This is a genomic window from Caproiciproducens sp. LBM24188, assembly GCF_054130445.1.
In genome coordinates this window covers 707,344-727,929 of record NZ_CP196862.1, presented here as the reverse complement: position 1 = coordinate 727,929, position 20,586 = coordinate 707,344, and the positions used below count along the sequence as shown (strand labels likewise).

Sequence of the window (20,586 nt, the reverse complement as noted above, 5' to 3'; positions counted from 1 at the left end):
TGTTGAGTATTTTGTCACATTTACTAAAATTAATCATTTTTAACATCAAAACTGTGCAATACGTATGGTCATAATCTTGAAAATAAGAATTTTTAATGATAGAATAGCCCCAAATTCTACGGGAGGAATTCAATATGATCAAGTTTGGCACCGGTGGATTTCGCGCCATCATCGGGGAAGATTTCACACGGAGTAATTTGGAGCTGCTCTCTGCTGCATTAACAAAAATGATGCAAAAAGACCACGTAGAGGACCGTCCGGTCGTGATTGGGTATGACCGCAGGTTCCTGTCCGACCTTGGAGCAAAATGGATTGCCTGCTCCCTCGCGGCCGGGGGCATTCCGGTACACTTAATTAATCATGATGTGCCGACGCCTTTGATTATGTTTCAGGTGCTGCAGGAAAACGCCGCTTATGGCATGGCGGTTACGGCAAGCCATAATCCAGCGGAATACAATGGGGTTAAAATTTTCACCTCCGGGGGAAGGGATGCGACGGAAGAAGTAACTAACCGGATTGAAGAAGAGATTGCCAAAATCGATCCGTCGGAAATCCATACGATGGAATATGAGAAAGCAACCGCAGACGGGTTGATTCTAGAGATTGACCCACAGAACAATTATATCGACAGTATTTTGAATGTTATTGATACGCAGGCCATTAAGAAAAAAAATATGAAAATTCTGCTGGACCCCATGTTTGGCGTAAGCAAAACAACCCTGCAGACGATTCTGCTGACCTGCCGCTGTAATGTAGAAGTCATCCATGACCGGCACGACACCCTGTTCGGCGGGCGGCTTCCCGCTCCGAACAGCTCAACGCTGTCGCACCTGGCGCAGATGGTGGTTCAGAACGGCTATGATTTGGGCATTGCCACCGACGGCGACGCCGACCGAATCGGCCTGATCGATTCCAAGGGAAACTTTATCCACCCCAACGACATTCTGGTTCTGCTGTACTATTACCTGCATGAGTACAAGGGATGGAAAGGCCCCGCGGTGCGCAATATTGCCACAACCCACTGCCTGGACCGGATGGCGGAAAGCTTTGGGGAAGTGTGCTATGAGGTACCGGTCGGGTTCAAGCACATCTCGTCCAAAATGGAAGAAACCAATGCTCTGATCGGCGGTGAGTCTTCCGGCGGACTGACCGTGCGCGGCCATATTCGCGGCAAAGACGGTGTTTACGCCGGTTCGCTGCTGGTGGAAATGATTAGCGTAATCGGCCGTCCGCTGCATGATATTCTTGATGAAATCCACCAGAAATTCGGTAACTTCTTCATGGACGAGTTTGATTGCCGCATGACCAGCGAGCGAAAGAAAGAATTGCAGCACCTTCTCTTCGAAGAGAAGAAAATACCACATTTTGACCAAGAAATAGAAAAAATTTCCTACATAGATGGATGCAAGGTCTATTTTAAAAATGGAGGATGGATCATCTGCCGCTTTTCGGGAACGGAACCGGTTCTGCGTATTTTCAGTGAAATGGAAAATGCAGCCGAAGCAGCACAGGTGAGCCGCGTATTCCGTGACTTCCTGGGTCTTTAAAACAGCCCAGGAATCGCCTTGGGGACTCTTGTAAAAGAAAAGAGAAGAAGAAGCAAAAAAAATTTGGGCGTTTTGCTCCACCGGAATGGTGAAATTACAGGAACAAGATTAAAAGGGGTATATGCGGATGTTGAGAAACAAAAAAATCGGCAGAAGATTGGCACTTTCTTTTATTTTTGTAACAATAGTTTGCAGCATTGGTGGCATTGTTGGATTCCTTGCAGTTTCCAATATAGAGGAAAAGTATAACGACGCTTTAGAGAATTATGGATTTGCACAGGGTGACATCGGCCTGTTCAACACGGAATTCAAAGGCAGCAGCGCTACGCTTCGTGATTTGCTTTATACAACAGATATCAAGGAACGAAATGCTTATGCGACCCAACTGGAAAAATCAAGTGATCAAATGAACGCCTATTTTCAAAATATAAAAAAGAGTCTGACCAGCAGCCAGGAATTGAGCCTGTACAACGATATTGAGGACAATCTAAAGAAATACACGGAGTATCTGTCACAAATTACCGACCTTGTGAAAAGCAAAGAAATTGACCAGGCACAGGATATTCTAAGCAAACAGGCGACGCCGCTCGCCAATAAAATTTTCACCGACACCAACGCTCTGGTCAATGAAAAAACGAAAAGCGGCCGTAAGGTATCGGCCGACCTTGCCACACATTCTGCCGCAGCGAAAGGAGTCACCCTGGCGGTGATTTTGCTTGCGGTTCTGCTGTCGCTCATCATCGCGCTGAAAATGTCCCGAAACATCAAGGAACCGCTCAAGGAAATGGCAGAGAACGCAGAAAGAATGGCAAAGGGCGATTTAAACCTTACGATTCAGACAACAACGAACGATGAGATTGGTCAGCTTGGCGCCGCTTTTCAACGTTCCGCTGAAACAATCCGTGCCTATATTGCCGACATCAAACGGATTCTCAGTGAAATGGAGCACGGCAACCTAACCGTTGACACCAACCTGGAGTACATAGGGGACTATGTTGAAATCAAAAAGTCGTTTCAGAGCATACTGATTTCGTTAAATGACACGCTGGGGCAGATCAATCAGTCGGCAGAACAAGTTTCCGGAGAAGCGGGACATGTTTCACTGGGCGCTCAGGCATTGGCACAGGGGGCGGCCGCACAGGCAAGCTCTGTGGAAGAGCTCATGGCAACCATTGAGGAAATCTCTGAAAATGTCCGTTTAAACGCAGCGCAGGCTGCAGGGGCCAGCAAGAACGTAAGCACCGTTCGTTCCGAAATCGAGCTGAGCAACCAATACATGGAGAAAATGGTCGTCTCCATGCGTCAGATTGACGAGTCCTCCGGTGAAATTGGCAAAATCATTAAAACAATTGATGACATTGCCTTCCAAACCAATATTCTTGCCCTGAACGCGGCGGTCGAGGCCGCAAGGGCCGGAGCGGCCGGCAAGGGCTTTTCCGTCGTAGCCGACGAGGTGAGAAATTTGGCAGGTAAAAGCGCCCAGGCCGTAAAGGACACCACCGTTCTCATTGAAAACTGCATGGAGCAGGTGAAAAACGGTACGAAAATTGCGGATGAAACCGCAAAATCCCTGCTTCGGGTGGTGGAAAGTGCAGAAAAAATCACCAGTACAATCGAACAAATTTCAGCCGCCACCAACCAGCAATCCAAGGGAATTGAACAGGTAACTTTGGGTGTGGAGCAAATTTCGAACGTGGTACAGACGAACTCCGCAACCGCGCAGGAAAGCGCCGCGGAAAGTGAAGAACTGTCCGCACAGGCCCAGTCGTTAAAGAATTTGGTCAACCAGTTCACCCTGAAATCCGAGCCGGAAAAGGAAGAGCAGTCTGCGTAACCTTATAGATTCGGTTGCGGCGTTTGCACCCATAGAAAAAGTTCTAACCGGTCTGTGGCCGATTGGAACTTTTTTCTTATTGATTCGGTTATGTATCCACTCGATTCAACTTGGCAGAACGCCCGAACGGATCTTTGTGCTTAAAAACCATACTGTGGGAAACGACTACAATTCCTCACTGTGATTGACAAAACCCTTGAACACCGTAAGGAATAAAATCTTAATATCCAGCGGGAGTGTCCAGTTTTCAATATAATAGATATCGCATTTAATCCGCTCTTCGATAGAAGTATCCCCACGCCATCCATTCACCTGCGCCCATCCGGTCATTCCCGGGCGAACCAGGTGTTTGAGCATATAAAGGGGGATTTCCTCCTTGAACTTGTCCACAAAAAACGGACGTTCCGGCCGGGGACCAACCAAACTCATATCGCCTTTCAAAACATTGATAAGCTGCGGCAGCTCGTCAATGCTGCACTTTCGGATGAAAGAGCCGAATTTCGTACGCCGGTCATCGTTTTTCGTGCCCCATGTCGTCATATCCGATGTTCCATCATCCATTTTCATGGAACGGAATTTATACATTTGAAAGGGGCGCTTATTTCTGCCAATCCGCTCCTGTTTGTAAATCACCGGCCCCGGGGAAGTCATTTTCACTCCGGCGGCAGTCAGAAGCATCACAGGAGAAAATACAATCAGCGCAATCAGGGAAACAACAATGTCGAAAAGACGTTTGCAGAAGCTGTTAATCATATTATCCAGCGGAACCTTGCGGATATTTATCAGCGGCATTCCTTCCACTTCGTCAATATACGGCTTGGTCGGCAGATATTTGGTATAGAACGGAAGTAAATTGGATTTGACCCCTGCTTTTTCACAAACCTCTATAATGGCTTCCAGTTCCGAAAATTCATTGTAATCGAGCGAAATAATGACTTCATCAATTCCTTTTTGCTCCAGGAGCCTGGGCAACGTGCCAAACCCTCCAACATAGGCGATTTTGCGGCCAGCTGTGTTTACTCTGGCGTGGCTCACATATCCGATGAAATCATACCCCAGGCTGCGGTTTGCCATGACCTTGTCGTAAAATTCAGCCGATACTTCGTTCCACCCAACCAGAAGAAGGTGCTTTAAATTGTATCCCTTTGCCCGCATGTGCCGGAGCAGCTTCCGCAGAAAGAAACGGCATAAGGAGGTAAGGAAGGAATCAATCACTCCGTACAGAAAGATGACCATTCTGGAAACATGGACTTCCTTCAGGAAAAACACCAAGACAAAAATGAAAATAATCCCGACAAAATTAGACTGAATCACCTTGGAAATTTCAGCATGGAGGGATTTGTGGCGGAAAGAATCATGCAGTTCAAAATAATTAAAAATAAAAAAGTAAGCGGGGATGACGAAAATCAATAAACGAAGATAATAGTTGATGCCGATATAAAACGAGCCCTGATAATTGATAAAGTGCAGTAGAAAAGCCAAAACCATGGATAAAAAACAGATTCCGGCATCGATAATTGCCAGAGCCGCATTCAGTATCTTTTGATTTTCTTTAATCATAATCCACTTGCCTCGTATATTCTGGAATATTCTATATTGTAAAGGATTTCCACCCCTAAGGCAAGAATTATTTGGTAATTTTTGCCCTATTTTGGCAGTCGTAGTCTTGTGCAATTTCTTCCAAAATGATATAATAGGCTAAAATTTGTCTGATATTTCCATATACGATAAGGAAGCAGGTTGACTATGTTAGCATATAATTTACTTCTGCTGCTAATCATTATTCTGGGAATTTGCCTTTGCGAAATCAAAAAGAGCAAAACCAACAATGCCATTTTTCTAGTCATCGTATCCGTGGTCATGATTGCGATGTCGTATCTGCGCGCGAATACGGTTGGAATCGACTACAAGCAGTACGCCGACTATTTTACACAGGTAAGGAACGGCGGCTGGTCATTTTTAATCAGCAGCGCGAACGGCTACCGGATTGAACCCGGATACAGTCTGCTGAATTATTTTGTTTCTCTGTTTACCGGTGACGTACATGTTTTCATGCTTTTCGTTTCCATTCTTTCCGTTGGTCTGACCGCGATTCTGCTCTACAAATACTCCCCCATTCCGTGGATTGGAATGTTTATTTTTGCAAGCTTCGGATTCTTTGGCAATACGCTCAGCTTTCTGCGGCAGTCGATTGCCATCTCGATTTTCCTGTTTTCGGTTCACTACTTAAAAAACAAAAAATTTCTCCCGTATTTGCTGATTATATTATTGGCCTGCACCTTCCACAAATCGATGATCATTATGATTCCGGTTTACTTTATAGCACACATAAAGGTAAACTGGAAATCGCTGACGACCTATGCGGGGTTGACGGCGCTGATTATGATATTTTCCTGGCCGCTGTTTCACTTTATCACCAAATACGTTTATCAATACTACGCGACGAAGCAGGGGCTTTATTACATGATGGGGCGCGACTGGCAGACCGCCGCAATTCCTGTCATTACCATGGTTACCATTCTGATTGTGAAGGACTTTATTTTGAAGCGCGACCCCAAGAATGTGGTGCTGATTAATTTTTCCGTTTATTCCGGTCTTCTGTACATCATGACCTGCCAGCATTTCCTGTTCCAGCGTTTCGGCATGATGTTCTTCACCTCTGCCATTTTGATTATTCCGGAACTTTTGGCCAGTGTCGGCACAGAAAGTGTGCTGGCAGAGGTTGGAACCAATGCGGAATCTTTAAAAGCCTACAAAAGCAAAGAGCAAAAGAAAAAAGCCCTGCAGGAACGCCGTCAGGTAAAAAGCAAGCTGAATATGCATAAATACATTTATTACTATGCCACCGCAGCGGTGGTGCTGATCGGATTCCTTTATAACGTGTGGATTCTGCTGCAGAACCGAATTAATTTGTATCCGTATGTCACCTTTTTAACACAAAAATGAGCATTGCCTTGCCCACATGAAAAGGGCGCATGGTGCGAACCGTTTGGCTGCACACCATGCGCCTTTTTCCGTTTTAAACAAAGAAGCGTTTCCGTATTAGGCACGAATTAACTTGAGCTGTCCATTGTTGTTTCGCACGGTGAGAGGTTCTCACACCCAGATTTTGCTGCTTGTTACCTGAAAAAGTCAGGGGCAGCATACCACATGGTATACTGCCCCCGACCTCTTTGGGTGATTTTTGGAATTAAGCGATGGTTGCAACCGTAACGGATGTTTTGCTGGAATTGATATAGAACCCAGCCGCCTGACCAGCCTTGCCGATCGCTATTACCCTGTAATAATAGTCATTTCCTACTGCTTTGACAAACTCAACCTTAAACACGGAAGCGGTTCCGGTTACAAAAGTAGGTTTCGTGTCAGCCGTGAGTTTGAAAACATAGGATGCACCTACTTTGACATGGAACGGAAGAGTGGTATCGCTCTTTACATTCCCTGCCGGATTCCCGACGGTGACAGTCGCAATCTTGACACCGTTCACATAAATGCCTGCCTGGGCGCCCGCGGTTCCACTGGCAGTAATCTTAAAGTAGTAATCATTGCCGTCCACCTTGATAAGCTGTGTGGTGAACACACCGGCGGTGCCGATTACAAAGTTCGGAATCTGGCCGTTTAGACTTGTGATCTTGAATACATATGAGCCGTTAACGTCGTTAACGAAGAAGTCTGCATTCGTATCACTCTGGAAAGTGGCGGTAGAGGATATTACAGAAGTACCTCTGGAGGAATCATCCGAACGAGATTTATGATGCGTCTGCAAGTTCTGTATCGCCGTATTCAAAGCATTCTTGGCTGTGTCAATATCGGCTTGCGTTGCGGCGTTGTTTTCCAGAACAGATTTCGCGTTTGCAAGCGCGGTAGTAAAGGCTGCCCAGCTCTCGCTTGTAAACTTTCCATTATCATTGTTCGGATACAAATTCTCGGCGTTCGTAACGGCATTCAAGAGTTCCGTCTTATCGAGCGTTAAGGGGCCGGTCAGTCCATAACCACGTGGATATTGTATTTCCGTATCGCTCATAACGCCGTTTGTAATAACAGGAATGTTTACAGGAAGTGTTCCGACCGGATCAAACGCGCCAAAGATAATGTCGAGTGCGGCAGGAATATTGGGGCCATAGTTTGTGGTAGGCCGCTTTCCGCCTTCGGTCGGATCCATGCCGCTGCTCCCATAAACCGCAAGCATCGTATCCGCATTTGGATAGTTTGCTACGTCATATGGCTTGTCGATGCTGACAAGGACACACGGCTTATTCCATTGTTTAGACCAGTTAACAATCTTGGTGGGCGTACTGGTTACCCAATTCGAGGGGTCCAATTTCGCTTCGCTGGTGGTTTCGGTAATCGCAATGACATAATCCGCATCTTTAATGGCTTCTTCAAATTGTTCATCGGTATAATTGCCAGGATAATAGTGCATTGTTTTGAATTGTACCGTATTGATTTTGCCCTCGTTGATAAGTTGCTCCAAACCAAATTGCAGAGCGGGCAATTCGTTGGAGTATTGGCCGATTAAGAGGAATTTCTGATTTTCCTTAGGCTTAATCGGAAGAACATGGTAGTCGTTTTTAATTACGGTAACTGCTTCATCAGCAATTTCGCGCTCCCGGTCGTGATGCTCATCGGAACCTACAACTGCTTCTGCATTTGCTATTTTTTCATCAATCGGAGTTTCGTCAAGCGTCATAATGTCACGGTCAATCTTCAACTGTACAATCCGTTTTGCAGATTCCTCAATCCGGTTTTGAAGTTCCTCGTCTGCTTTTGCCTCTGTTTTGATCTTTTCAATAATTGGATCAAGCTTGTTAGGAACATCTGCCTTGCTGCGAAGAATCGTCGGCATAACAACCATATCCGCGCCGGCCTTAATGGCATATAAGGTAGCTTCCGGTTCATTAAAATTATCCGTTATTCCCTGCATGTTCATCGCATCGGTAACAACAACGCCGTCAAAGCCCATTTTATCACGCAGAAGGCCGGTAAGGATTTGTTTGGAGAGGGTTGCAGGGGGCTTTATGGTTCCGCCATTCTTAGTGGGAAGTTCTTCTGTAATAATATTCGGATACTGGATGTGCGTTGTCATGATGATATCCGCGCCCGCATCAATAGCCGCTTGGAATGGAGCTAATTCTACTTTTTCGAGCTGCTCCATTGTCTTATTTACAACGGGCATACCGGTATGTGAATCGGTAGCGGTATTTCCATGACCCGGAAAATGTTTTAAGGCTGTGGCAATGTTATTGCTTTGAAGCCCTTTCATGACTTGTATGCCAAGTTTTGCTACCAACTGAGGATCGTCTGAAAAAGAACGCAGGCCAATCACCGGGTTTTTGGGATTGTCGTTCGTATCCATAACAGGCGCATAATCCACATTAATTCCCAGCGCACGCAGCTCACTGCCCATAATATCGCCGGTATCAAATGCTGCCTGTTCGTCACGTGTGGCACCTAATGCCATATTTCCGGTCATACGGCAGCCGGAACCTAAACGAACGACGCTGCCGCCTTCCTGATCCGTTGCAATCAGCAAAGGAATGTTTCCGCCTTCGGCATTTGCTTTCTGCAAATCATCCGTAAGCCTTACGGTTTGTTCGGTTTGTTTCACATTGTTTGCAAAAAGGATAATTCCGCCAAATTTATACTTCTGCAAAATCTGTTTTACTTCATCGCTTAAAACAGTCATGTCCGACACAGCCGTTTGCCCGCTGTCTTTCCATTGGCGGAAATCCGGCATCAATAGCTGTTCAATCTTTTCCTCTTCCGACATTGCGCTCACAATCTCATCCGCTGATTTTTCAACGGTTGCCGCGTGAGCGGATGTGGGCATAATCATCATGCTTGAGACTAGGCAACAACTTAAAAGAAGCGAAGTGGAAATTGTCCTCATTTTTTTCCTGGTTAACATCATATCAAACCCATCCTTCTTTCTTTATTAAATCATTTGATCAACAAATGACATTGTTGAAGCATGTTAATGTGCTTGATTATGCTAAAAGATTGTATCAACTTTTATGAAAGATATCCAAAAATGATATCTCCAACCCGAACCTGTCATCCCTCCTTTTGCAAAAAGGAGGCAGGCTGCTAAAATGCAGCCTGCCTACCTTAGTCTTCTTGGTATGCCGCGCTGTTTTATAGCAGTTTCTTCATTTCATCGGCAACATGCTGCACTTGTGTTCCCACAATGACCTGAACACTCGTCTTGCTGGGACGAATCACACCTGCAACACCGGCCGATTTAATTGTTTTTTCATTGACAGCAGTGTAGTCTTTCACCTCCACACGCAGACGGGTAATGCAGTTGTCAAGCTCTTTAATGTTTTCTTTTCCGCCGAGACCTTCCAAAACCTTAGCTGCTACGCCGGCAAAATCGCTGCTGCCAAGCGTAACGTCTTTGTCCTGCTCTTCATAATCGTCATCTTCACGTCCGGGCGTATGTAGATCGTACTTGAGAATAATGAAACGGAACAAGAAGAAGTAAATAAAGAAGAAAACGACACCAATCGGAAGAATCATCCACGGATTTTCTGCCATCGGGGTACCCGAACTCAAAATCAGGTCAATCAGACCACCGCTGAAGTTGAAGCCCGCGCGAATCGGCAGCAGGGTCATAATACCCATGGAGACAGCGGTCAGAGCCGCATGGACCAAGTACAGTCCAGGTGCAAGGAACATGAAAGAAAATTCGATGGGTTCCGTTACACCGGTGATGAAAGAAGCGATTGCTGCAGAGAAAAGAAGGCCGCCTGCGATTTTCTTCTTCTCTGTTTTAGCAGTTGTGTACATTGCCAGAGCTGCGCCAGGCAGACCAAACATCATAACCGGGAAGAAGCCGGTCATGTACTGTCCCGTTACACCGTAGGTGCCCTTGCCAGCCCAGAAGTTGCCCAGGTCGTTCACCCCTGCGGTATCAAACCAGAACACGGCGTTCAGCGCGTGGTGCAGACCGAACGGAATGAGCAGACGGTTGAAGAAGCCGTACAGAGCAGAACCCAAAGCACCCAGGCTCAGGATTCCTTTGCCAAATAGAACCAATGCTTCGTAAACGAGAGGCCATACGAAGAACAAAACTGCGGATGAAAGGATGGAGATTCCGCCCGTAACAATCGCGACGCTCCGCTTTCCGCTGAAGAACGCGAATGCATCCGGCAGCTTAGAATCACGGAACTTGTTGTAGCAATAAGCGCCGATTAATCCGCAGATGATGCCGATCAGCACATTGTTGGTTTTGCTGAATGCCGCGTCTACCTCTTCCACCTTAATGTGCTTCAGCATAGCCACGGAATCCGGTGCCAACAAAGCCTGTGTCATCAGCCAGGAAACAAGTCCGGCAAGCGCCGCGGTGCCGTCGTTGTCTTTGGACATGCCGATGGAAATACCAATGGCAAACAGGATCGCGATGTTGTTGATCAGAGCGCCGCCCGCTGTGATCAGAAATGCCGCAACGGCGTTGTTCGCGCCCCATCCGGCCGAGTCAATACTGTAGCCGATGCCAAGGAAAAGTGCCGCAACCGGCAGACATGCCACCGGTAGCATCAGGGACTTGCCGAGTCTTTGCAATGTCTTCATCATAATTCCATTCCTCCTGTAAATTTTATGCTATGACAGGCGTTGCAGGCATAGGCACCTGTTTCGCCCGCCCAGTGTACCGGTTTGTGCTTTACAGATTGCCTTTCAGGAATGTTTCCAGGGCGTTTAACGCCTCTGCTTCATCCGGGCCGTTAAAGGTGAGCGTCACCTCGTCGCCCTGTTTCAGCGCAAGCCCCATAACACCCATAATGCGCTTTGCGTCTACCATCTTTTCGGGGGTCCCGATTTTAATTTCACATTCGAACCCAGTGGCCACCTTTACTAACTGACCCGCAGGCCTTGCGTGGAGCCCAAGTTCGTCGGTGATTCGATAACGGAATTCTTTCATTTTGAAGTTACCTCCTAAGCGCTGTGATTCATTCTTCGGAAAGATTGAGGTTCCTGATGTTTTGCCGCAGTTTTAAAAGAGAACCGGGTGAAACCGACAGCTCATCATATCCCATTTGCAAGAATGTTTTGGTCAAGTCCGGGTCTGCGGCCAGCTCGCCGCAGATGCCGGCCCAGATGCCGGCCTGGTGAGCCGCTTCGACCACAAATTGCAGCAGCTTCAGCAAAGCCGGATGGTGGGGGTCACAATATTGCCCGACTTCGGAATTTTGGCGGTCAACGGCAAGTGTATACTGTGTAAGGTCGTTTGTGCCGACGCTGAAAAAGTCCACTTCCTGTGCCAAATCTCCGGCTGCCAGCGCAGCGGCCGGTGTCTCAATCATTGCGCCGAAGGAAAGCTGGCCAACCGTTTTTCCTTCCCGCTCTAGTTCGCTGCGGACTTTCTCCGCCAGCTCACGGCAGCGCCGGAGTTCCGCGCGGGATATAATCATCGGGAACATAACGGCAACCGAACCATAAGCCGCCGCGCGGTAAATAGCACGCAGCTGTGTTTTAAAAACCTCCGGCCGTGCAAAGCAGAGCCGGATTCCCCGCAACCCGAGGGCAGGATTTTCTTCATGCAGAAGCTGAAGATACGGCGCTGTCTTATCCGCGCCAATGTCCGCTGTGCGGATGATAACCGTTCGGCCCTGCATCGCTTCGGCCGCTTTGCGGTAAGCTTCAAACTGCTCTTCCTCGTCCGGGTAGGAATCTCTTCCAAGATACAGAAATTCGCTGCGGAAAAGGCCGATTCCTTCGGCGCCGTTTTGCGCCGCTTTTTCAAGGTCGTCCGGCCCGGCAATATTGGCGAAAAGGCGAATGCTTCTGCCGTCCTTTGTGACGGTGGGGAGTTCGCGCAGGGCTTCCAGCTGAAGTGCGGCACTGTGGTGTTTTTCCTGCAGCGCACGCAGCCGTTTTGTGGTATCTTCATCCGGTTCCAGGTAAAGTCTTCCTTCATTCCCATCGACCGCAGCAGTCCGGTTCCCGCAGGAATTCAGATCCGGCAGATTGGCCTGTATCACGCAGGGCAGATTCAAGGCCCGAGCAAGAATGACAGCATGGGAATTTTCGGTTCCGCCCCTGGTAACAATGGCCTTCAAAAACGTCTTGTCAAGTTGAAGTGTTTCGCTGGGACTGAGGTCCTCCGCGAGCAGCACATACGGTTGGTGCAGTTCCTGTTGAACTGATTGCCCACCGGTTAAAAGACGCACAAGCCTTTTGGAAACATCAGCCACATCTGCAGAGCGGGCACGCATATAGGGGTCATCCAAACCGGCAAAGAATTCTGAAAACTGTTTTCCGGCTTGGGCCGCGGCCGCCGCCGCGTGTTTCCGGCTGTTATGAATCAAGTCCGCCACCGCGTCATTGAAATCCCCATCGTCCAGCATCATGCGCTGCACGTCGATGATCATGGCTTCCTTTTCGCCAATTTCACGGCGCGTGGTTTCAAAAAGCGCTGCCAGTTCTTCATCTGCCTGTTTTTTCGCATTTGTAAAGAAAGCCCATTCGTCTTCCGGGTTTTCGGCCGGACTTTCATCCACCAAAGCACTGGCGCTTTGCAGCACGGAGACAATTCCGAATGCAATTCCGTGCGAAACGCCTTTTCCTGTGAAAATATCCATTTTCTCCAGTTTCCCTTCTGTTCCCTGTATCACTTTGATTCCAGCCAAATCAGAGGGCTGCCCGCCTGCACGGATTCTTCCTCTGTAAAACGGATTTTCTTAAAGTCATCTTGATTTAGAACTACAACTACAATCGAGGTATCATATCCTTCACCGCGAACGGCTTCCTCTTCAAAGTCAATCATATGCTCTCCGGTTTTGATAGCATCGCCGGTTTTCCCAATCCGTGTAAAATGTTTCCCCTTCAAGCGAACGGTATCCAATCCGACATGAACCAGCAGCTCCGCTCCGGAAGATGTAAGCATGCTGAACGCATGGCCCGTGTCGAACATCTGACTCAGCGTGCCGTCGGCGGGGGCTACAACGCGGCCGTTGTCCGGCACAATCGCGATTCCCGGTCCCAAAACGCCCGAGCGGAACGTTTCGTCTTTCAGAGAAGACAGTGGCCTTACCCTGCCCGAAATGGGAGCATATACAATCGTTTCCTTTTTCTTTCCTATTCCAAAAAACATAATAAAACCTCTCTGCTGCAAAATTAAGGGTAAAACAGTGTTTATGCATTTTGCTGCATGAAACACAGGTGAATCGCGATGCAGGCGATTTCCTGCTGCGGAAGTTCCACCCCGCATGTTTGATGAACATATTCCGCAATGGCTTTCCCACAATGCGTTTCCTTCGGAAACTTTTCACAAAGTAACGTATATAGCCCGTTGTCGGAACCCGTGAAGGGCTCGTTCTTCACAATCCGCCGGGTCAGAAATTTCAGATGGGTCAAAAATCTTTCATGGTAGTAATCGCCGTCGCGTATTTGGAAATGCTCCTTATTTTCTACAATATCCAGGATTCCATTCATCAGCTTTGCCGCGTCAAATGTTCCCTTTACTGAGATGTCATATTCGGCGTCCAGAATATGGATGGCGATAGAGGCGGCCTCATCGCAGGGAAAAGTGATACCAAGGCGCTTCCAGATAATTTCCAGAGCGTACAGGCCGATCTGGTATTCCACAGAGTAAAACCGGCGGATTTCATTTAAAAGAGCATTGGAAAAATCCAGTCCGTCCCGGTGCCTCTGCGCGGCAAAATGGATGTGATCCGCAAGCGAAATATAAGCGCGTTCATTCAGACGCTTATTTAAGACGCGTTTGGCGTAACTGTAAATTTCATCCGTCACCTCAATATACAAGGGCGGTAAAGAAGAAAACAGGGCCTTCAGCCGGTCGGTATCCTTTTGATTTTCCATGCGGTAGATTTTTTGTATGGAAGCAGGCTTCAGTTCTGTTCCCTCTTTCGCACGAAAACCAATCCCTTTTCCGACGACGATGACTTCCACGCCATCGCTGTCCAGGGCCGTAACAATATTATTATTAATGGACTTGAAAATTTTCATAATATCCACTCTTTCTGGTTAAAAACAAAAAAACCAAACTTTCACAGGGCGCATAAATACGACCTGTAAAACTTTGGTTTTGCCTGCATTACCAGTGACAGCCCAATATGTAATTTTGTGACACCAGTGTATTAATTCTTTCTTCTCCTTAATTATAGCGAGAGCAGATTCAAAAGTCAATTATAAATTTATAAAATTATGATATAAAACATTTCATATGTTAAGCAATTCTATGAAAAATGTTTTTTCATGCAGCTAACCCGCACTCTTCACCGCTTAAGAGAACTATTTTCTACCTGAGCATAATAAAATTTAGAAACCGCTCTTGTCAGTTTGCGGGGACAATTCTATAATGATGGAAATGGATGACAATGATTGCAATCACTGCCATTAAGAAAATCGAACGCCGATAGAAGAAAGGTGAAGAATGATGGTAAAACGTCTAATTGACTGCAATAGCGGAGATATTGCTCAGATGGGGAAAGCCGATCTTTTGAAGTCCATTGCGCTCAGTGAAGGGCGCGTTATGGCCTGTGAAACGATCGGTGCGGTGCCCCCTTATCTTGAAACGGTTACGAATGCAGAGTTCGCCGCTGGCATGGGGGCGGATATGTTAATTTTGAATTTGTTTGACGTAAACAATCCCCTCATTTACGCTTTGCCTCCCGTGGAAAAGGCTGAAACAATCCGGGAACTAAAGCGCTTGACCGGAAGGGTCATCGCCGTCAACCTGGAACCGGCCGATCCCGAAAGTGCAGCGGGCTCTGAAAATCAGGTATGGGCTTTGACCGAGGGGCGCCGGGCAACCGTTTCGAACGCCCGTACCCTGTGCGACATGGGCGCGGACATGATTTTGCTGACTGGGAACCCCGGAATCGGCGTTCAAAACCGCGCGATTACGGAATCGTTAAAAGCAATCTCTCAGGAATTGGGCGACCGCATCATTCTTGCCGCAGGCAAAATGCATGCTTCTGGCATTCTCTCCGAATCGGGAGAAAATCTGATTACGCAACAGGACATCCACGAATTTGTAAACGCCGGCGCAGATATTATTTTGCTTCCGGCCCCAGCAACCGTACCCGGAATTACCATGGAATACATCCGCAGCCTAGTTAGGTATGCCCACAGCCTGGGGGCGCTGACGCTGACGGCAATTGGAACCTCACAGGAAGGGGCCGACCAGGAAACCATTCGCCAGATTGCCCTGCTGTGCAAAATGACCGGCACCGACATTCATCATATTGGGGACTCGGGGTATATTGGCATGGCGCTTCCGGAAAACATTATGGCATATTCCATTGCCATAAAAGGGGTGCGCCACACCTACCGCCGCATGGTCCGGTCGGTGAACCGCTAAAATCCCATCCTGTGAACGATTCCAAGAGTAAACATATTACAAGGCGGGAAACACACGTTTCCCGCCTTTGTTTTATTTTATATTAAAACTTATATCACACCGCGAAGCGCTCCAGTTATCCTTTCACCGCACCGGCTACCAGGCTTTCCTGGACCTTATTGCTAAACAGCGCATATATAATCATCGTCGGGATGGTAGCCACGACAAGTCCTGCACCAATCAATCCCAAATCCGTGTTGTAAACGCCCGAAAACGCCATAATTCCGACCGGCAGCGTACGAAATGCGTCATCGTCCAGAAAAGTCGTTGCAAACAGCAGCTCGTTCCATGTTCCCATAAAGGTAAAAATGGATGCGGTGGCAAGAGCGGGTTTTATAATCGGCAATATGATTCGAAAAAACATTTGCATGATACCGCAGCCGTCTATAAAAGACGCTTCCTCCATTTCCTTTGGAATGGAGCGGTAAAATCCACACAATATCATAACGCTCATCGGGATTCCGAAAGCAATATACGGCAGCAGCAGACCAAGATACCCGCCCTTAATCCCCATCTTATCCAAAAACTGAAAGAGCGGTAGTAAGGCGGCATGGGTCGGAATCATGATTCCAACGGTAAACAGCATCAGTACGGCGGCGCTCATCTTCCATTTCATGCGGGTAATCGCATAGGCGGCCATTGCGGTAAACACCCCTACCACCACAATGGTAACGCCGGTAAAAAAGACCGAATTCAGGAAATATCGGATGATTTCGCCGCTTGCAAAAATCCGGTAATAGTTCCCCCATTGCCAGTTCCATGGGAGCCCCAAGATGTTGTCCCCCAAGATTTCGGCGTTTGTTTTCAAGGAGTAAGTTAACAGCCAGTACAGTGGGAATAGCTGTACTGCTGCAATCAGGATCAAAAGAATCAGTTTCACAGTCTTTTTCAACTGTTTTGTTTTGCTCATAAAATCCCTTCCCTATGTTACATGGTAGCGTTCTCTTCCGCTCTTCGAAACAGCATGGTAACCAGCCAGCTAAGTAAAAGGCAGGCTACGACGATGCTGAATGCCTGCGCACTGCCGTAACCAAACAGACCGCGTTTGAACAGGTTGTTATACATTAAGGTTGCGGGCACATGGCTCACATTGTTCGGACCACCGTTGGTCATCACATAAATCAGGTCGAAGGCCTTAATGGAACCGACAATTGCAAAAATCGCACACGTTTTTATAACCGGTGCCAAAAGCGGAATCGTCACGCGGAAGGTGGCTGTCCACCCGGTTGCGCCGTCAATTTGCGCCGCTTCGTAATAATCAGACGGGATGGATTTCATACCGGCATATAAAATAAGCATATGGTAACCGATGTACTGCCAAACGGCAGGAACTACCGTGGTAAGAAAAGCCGTATGGGAATTCGTCAGCCACGAAAACTGAAAATTGGGAGAAAACAGCTTGATTAGTGCGTTGAGCAGTCCATGCTCGCTATTAAAAACGTTCAGGAACAACTGGCCAATTACGGTACTAGAGATTAAAACAGGAACAAAGTAGATGGTTCGGAAGGTTTTTTCCCCGCGGGTTCCCCTTGCCAAAATATTTGCCAGGATAAAAGAAATTGGAAGCTGAATCAGTAGGGATGCCAACATCAGCACAACAGCGTTCCAGGCAGCGTGCTGAAAATTTTTATCATTTATCAGTTTTACATAGTTGTTCATAAATGTAAAACTCATTTTACTAACGCCGTTATAGAGAAACAAGCTGTAATAGGCCGTAATAAACAGCGGCACGATGGCAAATAAAACAAACACCAGCAATGCCGGTAAAACAAACAGCAGAATGAATTTTTTGTCTCCCAGATACCTGTTCAAAAAAGAGCCCTCCCTCTCCAATGTTTGAATAAAACCCCCTGTGTGGGTAGTACACAGGGGGCCAACCGGAAATCCGGTTATCGGTTATTCATTGCCTCCACATGCGCATTATACACAGCCTGTGGATCTCCGGCATCTGTAAAGAGGGACTGCACTTGTTCCAAGTGCGTTGTGGCAGTATTTTCATCCAATGCGGTGTCCCATGCAATCACGCCGTTCACGCCTTTGTTTGCAAGGTCGGCCACCTGTTTCGCGACAGGCTGAAGTTTGCTTTCGTCTACTGGGTCCGTAAATCCGGAAGAACCCTGGCCGCTCTCGTCGCGTGCCTTAGCCAGACGCTTGCAAAGGAAAATGTCAAAATCGACTGCTTCCTGCGGATGGGCCGTGTTCTTATTGATAAAGATGGAATCAATAAAGCCACCCACATAGTCGCTGTCCTTCCCTTTGGAGAACATTGGGAACGCAACTGCCTTGACCTTATCCTTTACCTTGGTATTCTTATCCACATAAATGCTTTCCGTAAACCAGTTGCCCTGCAAACGCATGGCGGCTTTTCCAGTCAGGAACATCTGGTCCGCATCCGCCGAGGAAACCTCGGTCGGGTTTTGGCCGAAAGCGCCTAATTTATAGAGCTCCTGCGTCTTCTTTGCCGCTTCCAAATAGCCCGGGTCGTCAAACTGAATTTCATTGCCCAACAGCTTCAGAATATTTTCGGCGCCGACTTCACGCATCGCGATCGACTCAAAGACAAAGGCTGCCTGCCAGGATTCTTTCACGCCCATTGCCAGAGGTGTTTTTACACCGGAAGCGGACAGCTTCTTGCAGGCGTCCACCAGTTCTTCGTAGGTTGTCGGGATTTTCGCCCCCGCCTTATCAAACAGCTCCGTATTGCAGTACAGGGGAAGATACCAGGAATAAATCGGAGTTGCGTAAAGTTTTCCGTCGTATGTAAATTGTTTCTCCGCGCCGGGTTTAATGGTGGCAAGCTGCTCCTTAGTCAAGTAATCGCCAACCGGAAGCAGCTTTCCGGCCTGCTGCAGTTTTCCGCCACGGCCGCCGCCCCAATAGAAGAACAAGTCAATTCCCGAAGCGCTGCCGGCGAACTCTGTGCTGATTTTTGTTTTATAGGCTTCGTTTTCCAACATATGCGTTTCAATCTCGATATTCGGGTGCTCCGCCATGTAGTCTTTGACTGCCTGATCGGTTGCAATGCGCATGGCATCCGTATCGGTCGTCCATTGGTGCCAAAGATTCAATTTGATTTTTTCCGTGGATGACGACGCGCCTGCCTGACCGGACTGCGCACTCTGCGAACCTGCCGCGCCGGTACTGCTGCATGCTACGGTTCCCAATAACAAGGCGCATGCTAATACCGTGCAGAGTGACGGTTTGAGAATACTTTTCACAAAAACTCCTCCTTCAAAATCATGATGTTTTTGGGAAAACACCCATGAATTTAGAACCATAAATACCATACCACAAAAGTAAAAATTTCCAGATAAAAATTTTTACTTTATTGGTCAATATATTTACTTCTTACTTATGGAAGATTGCAGTATTCCCGGACTGTCAATCCCATTACTTTTTTAAAGCACTGCCCAAAGTAATGAGGGTCATTAAAGCCGACTCGTTCGGCTACTTGGTAAATTTTGAGGGACGGATCCTTTAAATATTCCTGCGCCCGGGCAATCCGTGTATCGACAATATATTCGGCAATCCCTTTGCCGACTTCCTTTTTGAAAACTCTGCTGAGGTAGCTGTCGTTGATATAAAGCGACCGGGCCAGTGTCTTTAGGGAAAGCTGCGCGTCGCTGTAATTTGTTTGAATGTAGTTCAACGCCTGCTCCACAATCTTGCTGTGCCGCCTGCCGCTTTCCAGGCCATTCATGCACTTTCGAATCATTCGCATTCCGTTTGCAAAACATCTTCTGGCATGGAAAAGATTTGACACGGAATTGGCAGAATCTATTACATTATTCCAGATGTCCTCCGGTATGACCACTCCCGTGTCACCCAAACATTCAAAGCTGATGGTCAAAAGATGCCGGAGGGATAAGCGGAGGGAACAGGAAGCATAGTTGGACTCTGCCATCTGCAGGTAATCACTGCCCAGCCTCAGTGCGTCCCGCCACCTGCCGGTCGTCAGCAATTCAATATAATCTTGGAGTATGGCATCCGATTCTTTGTGCGCCGATAAGACCGACCCCTCTGAAAAAAGGCGGCTGTATGTGCTGCATCCACAGGTATCCACCATTTGAAGGGCATCCGCTGCTTCGCAAGCCTGTCGGAAAGCACCCTTAATCTCGTCTGGCCCAAAGAAGGAACAGCTCACTCCAATGTAATTATCCGCACCCAAATCATTTGCATTGATTTCGTCCGCTAAGGACTCTTCGGTTTCTCCTTGTTCAGGCGAAACCAGTACCACCGTCCCACCTAGAAAATATTCAAACCGGATGCAGTGCCATTCTTCTGGGGCAGTGAAAGAGGATTTTGCATAAATGCAAAATAGTTTCTTTTTCAGGATGCGAAGCTCGGCATCCTGTACCAGTTCTTCAAATTCCAGCTGACTGACCCGCCCGTTCACCAATCTTTGCAGGAAGCCATCCCGCACCATGTGGTGCAGTTCGCTTTGTACTTTCAGCTTCTCCTTTTCCTCCCGCTGATCGGCTAAAATGGCCGTTTTTGCTTTTTTCGCCATTGCTGCCAGCTCGTTCCGGTTTAAGGGTTTGAGCAAAAAGGAATACACCCCGATATTGACCGCACTTTGTGCATAGGAAAACTCGTGGAATCCCGTTAAAATCATCACCTGTGTTCTTGGCTCGATTTCGCGGATGCTTTTGGCAAAATCCAGCCCGTTCATCCGCGGCATATTGATGTCGGTTATAACCAGCTGCGGGCGTTTTTCCTGAAACAGGGCAAGCCCTTCCTCTCCGTTGGAAGCCTCTGCCACAATTTCAAACCCGTTTGTCTGCCACTCGTAGCTTTTTGCAATCAAAATGCGTTCCAGGCGTTCATCGTCCACAATCATCACG

At 47.5% G+C, this 20,586-nt stretch carries 15 protein-coding genes; 4 read left to right on the top strand and 11 right to left on the bottom strand.

The genetic code is table 11. The features are described 5' to 3' along the window. Window positions 1–134 precede the first annotated feature (134 nt). A complete protein-coding gene (locus ACSVDI_RS03310) occupies window positions 135–1,547 on the top strand; it encodes a phosphoglucomutase/phosphomannomutase family protein (protein WP_457944716.1) in 1,413 nt (470 codons plus the stop codon). Window positions 1,548–1,674: 127 nt separating this feature from the next. Continuing rightward, entirely contained in the window at window positions 1,675–3,381 is a 1,707-nt protein-coding gene (locus ACSVDI_RS03305) for a methyl-accepting chemotaxis protein (protein ID WP_457944714.1), read from the top strand. A gap of 165 nt (window positions 3,382–3,546) precedes the next feature. On the opposite strand, the gene ACSVDI_RS03300 is transcribed toward ACSVDI_RS03305, so the two are convergent. After that, window positions 3,547–4,941 (bottom strand): undecaprenyl-phosphate glucose phosphotransferase, encoded by a 1,395-nt coding sequence (locus ACSVDI_RS03300; RefSeq protein WP_457944712.1) that lies wholly within the window; start codon window positions 4,939–4,941, stop codon window positions 3,547–3,549. Between the two features lie 186 nt (window positions 4,942–5,127). Between ACSVDI_RS03300 and ACSVDI_RS03295 the strand changes: the two genes are divergently transcribed. After that, the gene (locus ACSVDI_RS03295; protein WP_457944710.1) at window positions 5,128–6,327 is read left to right on the top strand and encodes an EpsG family protein; all 1,200 of its coding nucleotides are present in this window, start codon (window positions 5,128–5,130) and stop codon (window positions 6,325–6,327) included. Between the two features lie 244 nt (window positions 6,328–6,571). Here ACSVDI_RS03295 and ACSVDI_RS03290 read toward each other — a convergent pair whose 3' ends face one another. The 6 genes from ACSVDI_RS03290 to ACSVDI_RS03265 all read right to left on the bottom strand — a co-directional run bounded on the left by ACSVDI_RS03290 (window position 6,572) and on the right by ACSVDI_RS03265 (window position 14,346). After that, the gene (locus ACSVDI_RS03290; protein WP_457944708.1) at window positions 6,572–9,208 is read right to left on the bottom strand and encodes a glycoside hydrolase family 3 N-terminal domain-containing protein; all 2,637 of its coding nucleotides are present in this window, start codon (window positions 9,206–9,208) and stop codon (window positions 6,572–6,574) included. Window positions 9,209–9,513: 305 nt separating this feature from the next. Continuing rightward, window positions 9,514–10,953 carry an N-acetylglucosamine-specific PTS transporter subunit IIBC gene (gene nagE / locus ACSVDI_RS03285; protein ID WP_457944706.1) on the bottom strand — a complete coding sequence of 480 codons (1,440 nt, stop codon included), beginning with the start codon at window positions 10,951–10,953 and terminating at the stop codon, window positions 9,514–9,516. An 88-nt stretch (window positions 10,954–11,041) separates the two neighbouring features. Beyond that, on the bottom strand, window positions 11,042–11,299 hold the full coding sequence (locus tag ACSVDI_RS03280; protein WP_457944705.1) for an HPr family phosphocarrier protein: 258 nt from the start codon (window positions 11,297–11,299) through the stop codon (window positions 11,042–11,044). A 28-nt stretch (window positions 11,300–11,327) separates the two neighbouring features. After that, complete coding sequence (gene ptsP, locus ACSVDI_RS03275; protein WP_457944703.1) at window positions 11,328–13,007, bottom strand: phosphoenolpyruvate--protein phosphotransferase; 1,680 nt, start codon at window positions 13,005–13,007, stop codon at window positions 11,328–11,330. Continuing rightward, window positions 12,989–13,471 (bottom strand): PTS sugar transporter subunit IIA, encoded by a 483-nt coding sequence (locus ACSVDI_RS03270; protein ID WP_457944702.1) that lies wholly within the window; start codon window positions 13,469–13,471, stop codon window positions 12,989–12,991. The genes ptsP and ACSVDI_RS03270 overlap by 19 nt, the downstream gene beginning before the upstream one ends. A 41-nt stretch (window positions 13,472–13,512) precedes the next feature. After that, window positions 13,513–14,346, bottom strand: a complete 834-nt coding sequence (locus ACSVDI_RS03265; protein WP_457944701.1) for a PRD domain-containing protein — start codon at window positions 14,344–14,346, stop codon at window positions 13,513–13,515. A gap of 427 nt (window positions 14,347–14,773) precedes the next feature. Between ACSVDI_RS03265 and ACSVDI_RS03260 the strand changes: the two genes are divergently transcribed. Further along, window positions 14,774–15,703 (top strand): DUF7916 family protein, encoded by a 930-nt coding sequence (locus ACSVDI_RS03260; RefSeq protein ID WP_457944699.1) that lies wholly within the window; start codon window positions 14,774–14,776, stop codon window positions 15,701–15,703. A gap of 115 nt (window positions 15,704–15,818) precedes the next feature. Here ACSVDI_RS03260 and ACSVDI_RS03255 read toward each other — a convergent pair whose 3' ends face one another. The 4 genes from ACSVDI_RS03255 to ACSVDI_RS03240 all read right to left on the bottom strand — a co-directional run bounded on the left by ACSVDI_RS03255 (window position 15,819) and on the right by ACSVDI_RS03240 (window position 20,585). Further along, window positions 15,819–16,652 carry a carbohydrate ABC transporter permease gene (locus tag ACSVDI_RS03255; protein WP_457944697.1) on the bottom strand — a complete coding sequence of 278 codons (834 nt, stop codon included), beginning with the start codon at window positions 16,650–16,652 and terminating at the stop codon, window positions 15,819–15,821. Window positions 16,653–16,669: 17 nt separating this feature from the next. After that, a complete protein-coding gene (locus ACSVDI_RS03250) occupies window positions 16,670–17,554 on the bottom strand; it encodes a carbohydrate ABC transporter permease (protein ID WP_457944695.1) in 885 nt (294 codons plus the stop codon). A gap of 77 nt (window positions 17,555–17,631) precedes the next feature. Then, window positions 17,632–18,960 carry an ABC transporter substrate-binding protein gene (locus tag ACSVDI_RS03245; protein ID WP_457944693.1) on the bottom strand — a complete coding sequence of 443 codons (1,329 nt, stop codon included), beginning with the start codon at window positions 18,958–18,960 and terminating at the stop codon, window positions 17,632–17,634. Window positions 18,961–19,094: 134 nt separating this feature from the next. Further along, complete coding sequence (locus ACSVDI_RS03240) at window positions 19,095–20,585, bottom strand: response regulator (protein WP_457945593.1); 1,491 nt, start codon at window positions 20,583–20,585, stop codon at window positions 19,095–19,097. Window position 20,586 lies beyond the last annotated feature (1 nt).